The organism is Sedimentibacter hydroxybenzoicus DSM 7310 (genome assembly GCF_013403245.1).
Taxonomy (GTDB): domain Bacteria; phylum Bacillota; class Clostridia; order Tissierellales; family Sedimentibacteraceae; genus Sedimentibacter; species Sedimentibacter hydroxybenzoicus.
In genome coordinates this window covers 1-11938 of record NZ_JACBNQ010000006.1, presented here as the reverse complement: position 1 = coordinate 11938, position 11938 = coordinate 1, and the positions used below count along the sequence as shown (strand labels likewise).

General features: G+C 36.7%; 11 protein-coding genes and 1 pseudogene. 11 read left to right on the top strand and 1 reads right to left on the bottom strand.

Annotated features, from left to right (window positions below; translation table 11 throughout):
* Nucleotides 1-398 precede the first annotated feature (398 nt).
* From HZF24_RS07640 to HZF24_RS07600, 9 genes are all read left to right on the top strand, one after another.
* Nucleotides 399-1241 (top strand): MurR/RpiR family transcriptional regulator, encoded by an 843-nt coding sequence (locus HZF24_RS07640; RefSeq protein ID WP_179237709.1) that lies wholly within the window; start codon nt 399-401, stop codon nt 1239-1241.
* Nucleotides 1242-1249: 8 nt separating this feature from the next.
* Nucleotides 1250-2893 (top strand): M20/M25/M40 family metallo-hydrolase, encoded by a 1644-nt coding sequence (locus HZF24_RS07635; protein ID WP_179237708.1) that lies wholly within the window; start codon nt 1250-1252, stop codon nt 2891-2893.
* Nucleotides 2894-2913: 20 nt separating this feature from the next.
* Nucleotides 2914-3384 (top strand): pyridoxamine 5'-phosphate oxidase family protein, encoded by a 471-nt coding sequence (locus tag HZF24_RS07630; protein WP_179237707.1) that lies wholly within the window; start codon nt 2914-2916, stop codon nt 3382-3384.
* A 39-nt stretch (nt 3385-3423) separates the two neighbouring features.
* A complete protein-coding gene (locus tag HZF24_RS07625) occupies nt 3424-4389 on the top strand; it encodes an ABC transporter permease (protein ID WP_179237706.1) in 966 nt (321 codons plus the stop codon).
* Nucleotides 4390-4408: 19 nt separating this feature from the next.
* Entirely contained in the window at nt 4409-5269 is an 861-nt protein-coding gene (locus HZF24_RS07620) for an ABC transporter permease (RefSeq protein WP_407695750.1), read from the top strand.
* A gap of 9 nt (nt 5270-5278) precedes the next feature.
* Entirely contained in the window at nt 5279-6241 is a 963-nt protein-coding gene (locus HZF24_RS07615) for an ABC transporter ATP-binding protein (RefSeq protein WP_179237705.1), read from the top strand.
* 3 nt (nt 6242-6244) lie between these two features.
* Entirely contained in the window at nt 6245-7240 is a 996-nt protein-coding gene (locus HZF24_RS07610) for an ABC transporter ATP-binding protein (RefSeq protein ID WP_179237704.1), read from the top strand.
* A gap of 60 nt (nt 7241-7300) precedes the next feature.
* The gene (locus HZF24_RS07605) at nt 7301-8908 is read left to right on the top strand and encodes an ABC transporter substrate-binding protein (RefSeq protein ID WP_179237703.1); all 1608 of its coding nucleotides are present in this window, start codon (nt 7301-7303) and stop codon (nt 8906-8908) included.
* A gap of 64 nt (nt 8909-8972) precedes the next feature.
* The gene (locus HZF24_RS07600) at nt 8973-10358 is read left to right on the top strand and encodes a M14 family zinc carboxypeptidase (RefSeq protein ID WP_179237702.1); all 1386 of its coding nucleotides are present in this window, start codon (nt 8973-8975) and stop codon (nt 10356-10358) included.
* A gap of 304 nt (nt 10359-10662) precedes the next feature.
* Here HZF24_RS07600 and HZF24_RS07595 read toward each other — a convergent pair whose 3' ends face one another.
* Complete coding sequence (locus tag HZF24_RS07595) at nt 10663-10902, bottom strand: helix-turn-helix domain-containing protein (protein ID WP_179237701.1); 240 nt, start codon at nt 10900-10902, stop codon at nt 10663-10665.
* A gap of 161 nt (nt 10903-11063) precedes the next feature.
* Between HZF24_RS07595 and HZF24_RS07590 the strand changes: the two genes are divergently transcribed.
* Both HZF24_RS07590 and HZF24_RS07585 read left to right on the top strand, forming a co-directional pair.
* A complete protein-coding gene (locus tag HZF24_RS07590) occupies nt 11064-11627 on the top strand; it encodes an SLOG family protein (RefSeq protein WP_179237700.1) in 564 nt (187 codons plus the stop codon).
* Nucleotides 11628-11703: 76 nt separating this feature from the next.
* A pseudogene (locus HZF24_RS07585) lies at nt 11704-11938 on the top strand (ATP-binding protein); the annotation flags it as partial.

Below are 11938 nucleotides of genomic sequence, written 5' to 3'. Positions count from 1 at the left end.
GCAATAACGACATACAATGTAACACCAAACGATGCCGATATAGAATTTTTGGCAGAAGAAACCAAGACAGATGTTGAATTTGTAAAGAATGTATTAAAATCTTTATAATAGAGATATTGATGTTGATGTCGTTGAATGAAAATATTAAAATTACAGATAAAGAAATAATAGAATAGGAAAAACGCATAATCAATAGAATCATTTTAAACATCACAGGATTTAATTAATAATCCTGTGATGTTTGTTTTTTATTAATAATATAACTGAAGTAAATTTTTCGGATAGAAAAATAAAATGTTGACAAAGTTATAAAAGGTGATATCATTAAATATGAAATATTTAATACAATATAAATAAAAATGAATAATTTAATTCATTTTGTAAAGAAGAGGTGTTTGATGAATTTTATTAATCTGATAAAAGATAAATTTGAAACATTGTCAAAATCACATAAGAAGATAGCTAAATACATAATAGATAATTTTGAACAGGTTATATTTGATACGGCCTCTGAGCTTAGCAAAAAGGTTTCGGTCAGTGAGGTAACAGTAATAAGATTTGCATATGCACTAGGCTTCGAAAGTTTTTCACATATGCGCAAGGCGATGGAAAAGAGTGTGATTGATAATTCTGAGATTTTAGATACGAGTATCGGAAAAGGTTTTTTAACGAACGGGCTATCTGATATGGAAATTGATGAGCACATACGCAAGCAGACATTACAGCTTGCTAAATCATATCAAAATATTGATTTTGAGGAATTCAAAAAGATTTGTGAAATTTTAATGAGTAAGAAAAGAATTCTGATAATAGGATTTATGGATTCCTTTGGTACTGCATCTGAGCTTCTGCATCTTTTCGACAGTATACGAAGCCGAGTATATTTTTCAAAGCTCATGTATGAGAACTCATATACATTTGAGGATATAGATGAAGATTCTGCTACTATTGTGGTATCCTTCGCACCACACTATAAATATACGAAAGAGCAGGCTGAAACGGTCAAGAGAAACGGAAGCACAATTATTACCATAACAGACAGCTTTATCAATCCTTTTAAGGATTTGTCGGATTATTCTATGATATTTAATTTAAGGAGAAATGAACAGATGGGAGTAATAGACACCTCACCTGTTACCAGCTTTATCTTTTTCATGATGAACTATTTATATGATAATTATAAGGATAAAATTGATGATTTTAAAATAAGCAAAAAGCCATATGAAGAATATATAGATTGACAAAAGGAGTGAGTGAGATTAAAGAGAAAATTTTAAGTATTTTAAAGGAAACCGTTTCTATTGACAGCTTTTCTGCAACAGAAAACGAAAATAGAGTATCCGAGTATTTATATGATTATATGAAAAGCATGAAATACTTTGAGGATAATCCAAATCTGTTCGGCAACTTCAAAATTGAGGATGATTATCTTGGCAGAAGGATTTCATATGGAATGGTAAGGGGTAAATCCAATAAGACGGTTGTTCTCATGAATCACCATGATGTAGTGGGTATTGATGATTATGGCAGCATAAAGGAGTATGCGTTTGATATTGAAAGGCTTCCTGAAAAAATCAGGGAAATTAATATCAATACTGAAGCACTGGAGGATTTGAACTCCGGTGAATGGATTTTCGGCAGAGGCGCGGCAGATATGAAAGGTGGACTGGCAATACAGCTTGCATACCTGGAAAGATACTCTGAGATGGAAGAAAGAGAAGGTAATATTCTTTTTATTTCTGTACCGGATGAGGAATCCTATTCAACAGGCATGCGCGGCGCTGTTAAGCTGTTGAGCCGTCTGAAAGAGGAATTTGAGCTGGAATATTCTTTTTTAATAGACTGTGAACCTAATTTCAAAGTTAACGGCAAGCACGTTGTTTCTTTAGGTACAGCTGGAAAATGTATGCCTGTAATATTAGCACAGGGACAGAAATCTCACATATGCAGATGCTTTGACGGCCTGAATCCTATTGGGGTTCTGGGAGAGATTTTTTCAAGGACTGAGCTTTCTCTGGAATTCAGTGATGAGCTTGACGGGGAAATTACTGTTCCTCCCACATGGAATTATTTTAAGGATATGAAGGTTGAGTACGATGTTTCAATACCTATCAGAGCTTGTGGATATTTCAGCGTAATAAGCTTTTACACATCACCTGATGAAATACTTGAAAAGCTTAAAAGAATTTCGAATGACTCTTTCAAAGCTTACGTAAATAAAATGAAAATGATATACAGCGAATATAAGTGCAGGAACATGCATTGTTCGGAACGGGAAATTGAGTTCAAGCCTGAAGTGCTGTCCTTTGAAGAGCTTATGAATATTGCTTCTGAAAAGGATAAAGAGGGATTCGGCAGATTTTACGGAAAACTGTATGATGAAATTTCAGAAAAAATAGTTAAAAATGAAATAAATTATCCTCAGGCAACAATTAGGATAATGGATGAAGTGATGAATTTCACCGGTATAAGCTATCCTGTCATAGTGTTGGGATTTGCTCCTCCGTATTATCCGGCGCTCAACAGCAGAAAAATCAGCGGTAAAGGACACATAATCGACGAGTGTTACAATTTGATCAGGGATTATGCTCATGATAATTTCAATTATGATTTAAACTATGAAAACTATACCGTGGGGCTCTCTGACTGCAGCTACTGTGCAGTTGACAGAGCGTTTGACTATGACAGCTTTTCTCTCAACACACCCATGTGGGGCAAGTTATATTCTATAGATTTTGAAGGCATAGAAAAACTTAATATACCTTCGATTATATTTGGTCCGTGGAGCAAGGATTATCATCAGGCAACAGAGAGAGTAAATAGAGAAAGCCTGACTGTTATTGTGCCAAAATTGATTGATGAAATTGTAAATTATATATTTAAAAACAAATAATATTCAAATGGAGGTCAACTATGTTTAAAGCTATGAGAAGGAAAGACAGGCAGCTTTCGGATGATGAAAGCCGCAGAATTTTAGAGCAGGGCGAATATGGTGTGATAGGAACAATCGGAGCAAACGGATATCCCTGTTCGACTCCTCTGAATTATGTGCTTGAAGGAGATAATATTTATGTTCACTTTTTTATAAAGGGAGGAAATATACACGAAAGCATCAATGTAAATGATAAGGTGGCATTTACTTATGTAGGAAAAACAGAAGTGCTTGAAGATGAATTTGTAACAAACTATGAAAGTGTAATGGTTTTTGGCAAAGCGGAAATAGTTGATGACGAAGAAAAAAGACATGCGTTGGTATTAATTGTGGACAAGTATTCCCCAAACTTTAAAAAACAGGGATTGGAGCACATCGAGGAAGATTTCGACAAGGCGTGCGTTGTTAAAATAGTAATCGAACACGTAACGGGAAAGGCAAGAAGAGGCTGATATAATTTGACCGGCTGAATACTCACAAGGAGCGGAATAATGGCAAGATATCTTAGAAGAAGAATACTAACAGGAATTCTTATAATTTTGGTTTCATTAGTCATAAACTTTATGTTAATACATCTGGCTCCGGGAAATCCTATCAGTCTTTTGGCGGGAAAAGACAACCCTTCTCAGGAAATGATTGATGCATTAACAGAAAAATACGGATTAAACGATCCGATACATATTCAGTTTATCAGCTACGTGAAAACATTGCTGAAAGGGGATCTCGGGTATTCCATAATGAGCAGCGAACCTGTAAGTAAGCTTATATTTGAAAAAGTAGGTCCAACACTTCTTTTGGCTCTGACAAGCATATTGCTGGCTGTGGTAATCGGAACTGCATCGGGAATATTTGCGGCAAGGAAAAGAGGCTCACTGTTTGATGTTACGATGAATGGCTTATCCTATGTGTTTGATTCCACACCAAGCTTCTGGCTGGGACTTATGCTTATTCTTATATTTGCATCAAAGCTGAAGATTTTCCCCACTGCCGGCATGGTGGATTTAAGAGCACAACATGAAGGAATTGCAAAAGCAGTTGATATACTTTGGCATTTGACGCTGCCGCTTATAACGGTAACATTGATTCAAATACCATATTATTTCCGTATAGCAAGAGCATCTGTGATTCAAACCATGTCAGAAGATTTCATAACAACATTTAGAGCAGCGGGTATGAAGGAAAACAAAATATTCAAAAAATATATATTTAAAAACGCCATACTTCCCACAATAACGGTGTTTGGTATTAACTTGGCATACGTTATATCAGGGGTTGCAATTATTGAAATAGTGTTTGCATGGCCCGGTATGGGAAGACTGATGATGACGGCAATATCTAAACGGGATTACCCGCTTCTCATGGGGATATATCTCATATTGTCAGTTTCAATAGCTGTCTGTATGATAGTTGTGGACTTGATTTATGCTGTTATTGATCCAAGAATAAGATACGATTAGTCAGAAAGGATTGTGGAAAATGAATAAATCAGGAGATTTTTTTACAAAAATGAAAAGAATGCTATCCATGATAAACCAGGTCAGACAGCTGAAAATAGGCATAATCTTATTGACGATAATTATTTTGCTGGCTCTCTTCGCACCATTGATTGCTACTCATGATCCTTTTTCATTAAATGATGATATGGTAAACCCTCCAAGTAAAAACTATCTGCTGGGAACAGATGGCTTGGGCAGAGATATATTCAGCGGAATATTATATGGTGCGCGTACTTCCATAGTTATAGGGGTTGTGGCTGCATCCATATCCGGAATTGTCGGAACACTCATAGGCGGTATTTCAGGATTTTACGGCGGGAAAATAGATTCGGTTGTGTCAGAGATAATAAATGTATTTCTGATGATGCCTACATTTTTCCTTATACTCATCATAGTTGCCCTGTTTGGTTCAAGCATGTTTAACGTGATGGTAGTCATAGGTATAACAACCTGGACCGGAAATGCAAGACTTATGAGAGCTCAAGCTCTTTCTCTCAAGCAGAGGACTTTCGTAAAATCCTTGGAAAACATCGGTGAAAGCAAAATCAAAACGTTAATTAAACATATAATCCCTAACGGTATATTCCCCATTATTGCCAATACAACAATGAATATATCAGAGGCCATACTTACAGAATCGGGACTTAGTTTTTTGGGGCTTGGTGATCCGAATGTTATGAGCTGGGGGCAAATGGTGTATAACGGAAAATCATATCTGACAAACGGATGGTGGATATCGACATTTTCAGGTGCTGCTATTGTACTGACGGTTTTGGCATTTTACTTAATCGGCGACGGAATGAACAACATACTTAGTCCAAAGCTGAACGACAATAAATAGGAGGCTCTTATGGCGTTACTATCAATTAAAAATGAAAATGTTATATATAAGGTTAAAAATAAAAATATTCATGCTGTCAATAATGTGTCATTTGATATTGAGCCTCAGGATTCTCTTGGCATAGTAGGAGAATCGGGTTCGGGAAAATCAACCCTTGCATTGTCCATGCTGAGATTGCTCCCTAAAAAGATAGCTGAGGTAAGCGGCGAGGTAATTTTTGAAGATAGGAATTTACTCACTATAAGTGAAGATGAGCTAAGAGATATAAGGTGGAAGGAAATTTCTGTTGTGTTCCAGAAATCAATGAATTCACTGAGCCCTATACATAAAATAGGCAGCCAGATGTCAGATATATATATGCTGCATAATAAGACGGCATCCAAGGCAGAAGTAAAAAACAAGATGACAGAGCTTTTGGAGTTGGTAAATCTTCCTCCAAGAGTATATACGATGTATCAGCATGAACTGTCGGGCGGTATGATGCAGAGAGTATCCATTGCACTGAGTCTTATGCATAATCCCAAGCTCATTATAATGGACGAAGCAACAACAGCTTTGGACGTTATAACTCAGGGTCAGATACTCAATGAGATAAAGGAGCTTGAGAAAAGGCTTAGCATAGCACGCATAATGATAACTCATGATATGTCTGTAGTGGCAAACACATGCAAAAAAATTGCGGTGATGTATGCGGGATATCTTGTTGAGTTTGGATATGTAGATGACGTAATTTCCAACCCGAATCATCCGTATACCCGGGGGCTTCTGAAATCATTCCCTACATTGAAGGGCGAAAGAGGAGTACTGAGGGGTATATCGGGTTCGCTTCCGGATCTGAGCGTTCAGCATGATGGATGCATATTCGAGAGCAGATGCCCCGAAAGATCAGAGTCATGTCATAAGGAAAAACCCGGGACAGTCATATTGGAGAATGGACGCATGGTAATGTGCCATTCTGCGGGGAGGAGATAATTAATGGGAGATAATTATACTTTAGAGGTCAACAACCTGTTCAAGCATTATACACAAAGAATAAAAGGAAACAACAGATTCAGCACGGTTAAGAAAACGGTCAAGGCGGTTGACGGCATAAGCTTCAAATTGGAGGCCGGAGAAGTAATGGGTGTCATCGGTGAATCGGGATGCGGCAAGTCAACTCTGGCAAAGCTGCTGACAAAGCTTGAATATCCTACTCAGGGTGAAATTTTATTTAACGGAGAATCTTCCGATGAAATGATAAAAAAGGACAGGCTCAGGTATAAGAGAACTATTCAGATGGTTTTTCAAAATCCCTTTGATACCTTTGACCCCAGAAATTCAATAGAGAAAATAATTGTTGAAACATTAAAGATGCACAATATAGGCAAAACACACAGTGATAGAGTATCGACAGCAATCAATGCAATGGAGAAAATAGGCCTTTCACCCGCAGGGGATTATTTGCACAGATTTCCCCATGAATTATCGGGAGGACAGCTTCAGCGTATTTCAATATTGAGAACAATGCTTTTAAAACCGAAATTCCTCATTGCGGATGAACCTGTTTCAATGCTTGATGTTTCTGTAAGAGCAGACATAATTAAAATGCTTCAGGATCTTGTCAGGAATTCCGATACAGCTTTGATATTCATAAGCCATGACATAAACACCACAAGGTACATATCGGATAAAATAGTTGTAATGTATCTTGGGAGAATAGTTGAGTCGGGAACAACTGATTATGTATTGCACAACCCTGTGCATCCATATACAAAGACATTGATATCAAATTGTGCATCCATCAACATGGATGAAAAGACAGACGTAATAAAAATAGAAGGAGAACCTCCGACTCCCATTGATAATGGGCCGGGATGTTACTTTGCACCGAGATGCTATATGAAAAAAGATATATGCTTTAAAGAATACCCTGAGCAAAAAGTTATAGAAGAGAATCATTTTGCTTCATGTCATTTTATTAATAGTAATTGACTTATTAATACCGAACAGAAAACTATTATGTTTTCCAATATATTAAATTAGGAGGAGAAAATGAAAAAATTATCTTTATTATTGGCAGTCTGTCTTATCTTGGGAATGCTTGTTGGGTGCAACAGTGCAGATGTGGGAAAAGAAGTGCCTGATGGCGGTCAGGTATCTGAAGGTAACTCGTCAGGTACACCTAAAAAAGGCGGAACATTGATAGTGGGAATGACGGGAGACCCTTCGACCTACAATCCAGACTATCAGGCAGACGGTTACTTACAGCCGATTTCGGAAAATATTTTTAACAGATTGATTAAAGTAACCAATAAGCAAGAGGTTGTGCCTGATCTGGCTAAGAGTTATAAGGTATCTGAGGATGGAAAAGAAATAACATTTTACCTGAATGAAAATGTAAAGTGGCATGACGGAGCGCCATTTTCATCTGCAGATGTAAAGTTTACATTTGATACAATTATCAAGGAGGGCGGACAGCTTGCAGGTTCGCTGACATCTGTGGAAGAAATAACGACACCTGATGATAATACTGTAGTGTTTAAGCTGAAAAATAATGACTCATCACTTATAGGATATCTGGCATGGGATGCATGCTACATCATGCCCAAGCACATTTACGAAGGTACTGACTGGAGTGAAAATCCCGCAAACCAAAATCCTATAGGAACAGGACCGTTCAAATTTGTCAAACACGAAAAGGGAGTCAGTGTTACACTTGAGAGGAATGATGAATACTGGGGTGATACAGCATATCTTGACAAGGTTGTATTTTCAATAATACCTGATGCCAATACGGCAGTACAGGCCTTATACAACAAGGAGCTTGATATACTTGGGGTAGAACCGCCGCTGTCAGAAGCACAAAGCTTTGAAGCTGATTCTGACATTAAGGTAGGTAAACAATACTGGCCATCACGATATTACATGTTCTTTAATGTAAAAGACAGCATATTTAAGGATGCTAAGCTGAGACAAGCAGTTTCACTTGGAATTGACAAAGACGACATAATAAGAAAAGCTATGAAGGGTATCGGAGAAAAATCCAATACGGCGATGACACCAATGTATGATTGGGCTTTAAATACAACGGATGTATTCCCGGAAAGGGATGTTGAAAAGGCAGAAAAATTAATTGAAGATGCCGGCTATGCGAAAAATTCAAACGGGATGTATTTTGAAACTACAATAGATGTATTCAACATTGAGCCCTTCACTGATATTGCAGTAATAATAAGGGATAATTTAAAAGATATAGGAATTGATGTCAAAATCAATATGATGGAAGAAGCTGCCTGGGACGAAAAGATATGGTACGGAAGAAATTATGATGTATCATTGCTTGCGGGATATCAAGGACCTGACCCCGGAGCACTGACTACAAGATTTTCTACGGGGGCTCTCATTAACCTGATGGGTTATTCCAATCCTAAGCTTGATGTGGCTTTGGAGAAAGGCGCATCATATGTAAGTGAGGAGGACAGGGCGCCGTATTATATAGAAGTACAGAAATATATAGTTGAGGATGTTCCGGTTGTTCCAATATCAGAATATATTTCCATAGCACCATATCAATCATACATTGTGGGACATCCGACTTCGGAAGAAGCTATAGACAAAACAGGATTTCATGAATACACATATGTCTGGATAAACAAATAACCAGATACATTGCTGCCCGTATGAACTGCGGGCAGTAATCAACAGAATACATCGGAGGTAAAGCGTGAATATAAGTAAAATAATTGATAATGTTCCGGATTACAAGGTGTTTTTAACAGTGGATGAGCTGGATGAAAGCACCATGCGTCTTCAAAGCAAATATCCGGATGTTGTGAAGGTTTTCGAAGCGGGGAAATCAAGAGAAAATCACAGCATACTATGCCTTAAGATAGGCAGCGGAGGTAAAAATGCCTTTTGCTTCGCATGCCCTCACCCAAATGAGCCCATAGGAGCCATGACATTGGAATATTTATCATGGGCATTGGCTGAGGATGATGAATTCAGAGAATCAACAGGGTACACATGGTATATAATAAAATGTGTTGATCCTGACGGAACAAAATTAAACGAAAAATGGTTTAAGGGTCCATTCACTATTTATAATTATATGAAAGATTATTTCAGACCAGGAAGCGAGCAACAGGTTGAATGGACATTCCCAATAGACTATAAAAATCTGCATTTTAATGAGCCCATGCCCGAAACAAAAGCGATAATGGGTGTCATAGAAAAAACGAGACCGGAGTTCATGTATTCGTTGCATAATGGCGGTCTGTGCGGAGCATATTGGTACATAACTCACGAATATAAAGACATATATGATGAACTGAGAGAGACTGCATTAAAAAACGGAGTTGCACTGCAGCTTGGAGAACCTGAAAGTCCTGCGTGTATAGAGTTTTCTGATGCAATATATAAAATGGCCGGAATATCCGAGGATTATGATTATCTGGAAAAATACTCAAGCAAGGATCCTGAAAAGTCATGTTACGGAGGTACCAGCAGCTCTGACTATGCGCTGAGATTCAATGACTGTGTGTCACTGATGACCGAGCTGCCGTATTTTTCAGATGACAGAATAGCAGACTCCACGCTTACAAATATAACCAGAAGACAGTCCATAGAAGATAAATTGAAAAATACTGTTGAGCATTACAGAAAGCTTGACAGAGAATTGAACAATGTCAGGAAGTACATTGCACCGGATAATCCTTTCATTTTGCTCGTGGATCAGATTATATCAGAAATAGATTCCTCTGTTAATGCCCAGAAGAAATGGTCGGATAATCCAAAGTTCGAAAGACCTGCCAAGGTATCGGAAGTATTTGACAATGATCTGGTGAGCAAATTTTACAACAGTCTATCAACAAGCCTTTGTGCCAGGGCCTGTCAGCATGAGATTAATAAGCTTAAAAAAGATGGTTGTGAAAACGATGAAGCACTCTGCCTGTTGGAAGATGTGTACGAAGTATTGTCAGATAACCTGAAGAGTGAATGTGAATATCTTGAAAATAAATTAAATTACAAGGTTGTACCAATACGGGACCTTGTACGTATTCAAATAGAATCCGGTCTAATTGTTGCAAGACGCAGACAAAAAAGCGAATAATAACCAATGCAGCCCCTCAATATTGAGAGGCTGTATTGCGAATTAATCTATAAGCATGAAAAGCTGCTTATATCAGACTGAAAATTATCTGCTGTTTAGAATATAAGTATCTGTCCATGTAAGGGGGATATCCTTCCTTGGACGATAAATTTACAATAATGTATTCATGGGGAGATATTATTGCTGTTCAATTTCCGGGGGAAAATAATAAAAGGTTGTGATAAAGGAAAAGTGATATAATTAAGTTGTGGTATATGAAAATTACACAGTTACATTTTTGTAGCTGTTTTTTGTATGTAGTGAATTAATCATTATCAGTAATATCTTGAAAGAATTCAGAATCAAAAAAGTCTTTCATGTCTATTTTTAAGCCAAAACAAATGTAGTATATAGTTTTAATTGTTGGATTTTTACTCTTGCCATATACAATATCATTTAAGGTCGATTGCGTGATGCCAGATATCGTTGAAAGCTTATTTATCGTGATATTATTCTCTTGACATAGTTGAAGTATTCTTTGAGAAATCGCTTTTTTAATAGTCATAGTTCACATCCCTTAATTTTTACTAAGAGTATAGCAGAATATTAACAAAATAATTACCGATACATCGTTGACAAAAATTACGGCTGATATTATAATGGTTAACGATATGGCGTTAATAATTATTTTATGAATATTTCTTTTATTTATGCGAGAGAGAGACAATGATGGATAGAAATAAAACTCTTTGCTTTATTGGGCATAGAACCGAAAAATTGCCTAAAAGTAAAAATGAATTTAATTTAATGATACAAAGCTTGATTTATGAAATAAATAAGGCTATATCAGAAGGTTATGATACATTTATGTTTGGTGCCTGTTATGGATTTGACCTAATTTGTGCAGAACAGATCTTAATACGAAAACAAATAGTCAGACTTACAGATCCTATTAGTATAAATCTTATTGCTGTAATACCATTCGAAGAACAATCAGCAAAGTGGAAGGAAAAGGATAGGGAAAAATATTTTAATGTTTTGTCCAGATGTGATGATGTGATAACTTTAAATAGGCATTATCATAGTGAAAGTTATAATGAAAGAAGCAGGTATATGGTTGATAACAGCAGCAGATTGGTATGTTATTATGACGGAAGCATCGGCAGAACAAAACATGCTGTTGAATATGCAGAAAATGAGTTGATACAGATAATAAATTTATGTAATTCGTATGATGATATTATACTAAAAAAGAAAAAGCATAAAAGCTTAATGAGACCGATGTGGTAAAGGCATATAGTGATTGTTAAAAAAATTCCAAAATAGATTACCTTGGGATTTTTTTATTTAATAAAAATTGAGTTGAACAGAGAAAGGATTTTTCGAAGGAATTTCTGCTCCAAGAAACAAGGAGTTAATGAGAGTGTTTAAGGATGTAAAGTTAGTTGAACAACTTGGTTCCGGAGTACAGAGAATATTAAAAGTATATGACAGAAGTATATTTAAGTTTAGTCCGAATTTTTTAAAGGTTAGCTTTCCTATAGAGAATGTCCGTGAGAATGTCCGTGAGAATGTCCGTGAGAATGTCCGTGAGAATGTCC

What these genes read in the sequence shown, in the direction of transcription:
- HZF24_RS07640 (WP_179237709.1), top strand. Translation starts at nt 399, where the DNA reads ATGAATTTTATTAATCTGATAAAAGATAAATTTGAAACATTGTCAAAA.
- HZF24_RS07630 (WP_179237707.1), top strand. Translation starts at nt 2,914, where the DNA reads ATGTTTAAAGCTATGAGAAGGAAAGACAGGCAGCTTTCGGATGATGAA.
- HZF24_RS07625 (WP_179237706.1), top strand. Translation starts at nt 3,424, where the DNA reads ATGGCAAGATATCTTAGAAGAAGAATACTAACAGGAATTCTTATAATT.
- HZF24_RS07620 (WP_407695750.1), top strand. Translation starts at nt 4,409, where the DNA reads ATGAATAAATCAGGAGATTTTTTTACAAAAATGAAAAGAATGCTATCC.
- HZF24_RS07615 (WP_179237705.1), top strand. Translation starts at nt 5,279, where the DNA reads ATGGCGTTACTATCAATTAAAAATGAAAATGTTATATATAAGGTTAAA.
- HZF24_RS07610 (WP_179237704.1), top strand. Translation starts at nt 6,245, where the DNA reads ATGGGAGATAATTATACTTTAGAGGTCAACAACCTGTTCAAGCATTAT.
- HZF24_RS07605 (WP_179237703.1), top strand. Translation starts at nt 7,301, where the DNA reads ATGAAAAAATTATCTTTATTATTGGCAGTCTGTCTTATCTTGGGAATG.
- HZF24_RS07595 (WP_179237701.1), bottom strand. Translation starts at nt 10,902, where the DNA reads ATGACTATTAAAAAAGCGATTTCTCAAAGAATACTTCAACTATGTCAA.
- HZF24_RS07590 (WP_179237700.1), top strand. Translation starts at nt 11,064, where the DNA reads ATGATGGATAGAAATAAAACTCTTTGCTTTATTGGGCATAGAACCGAA.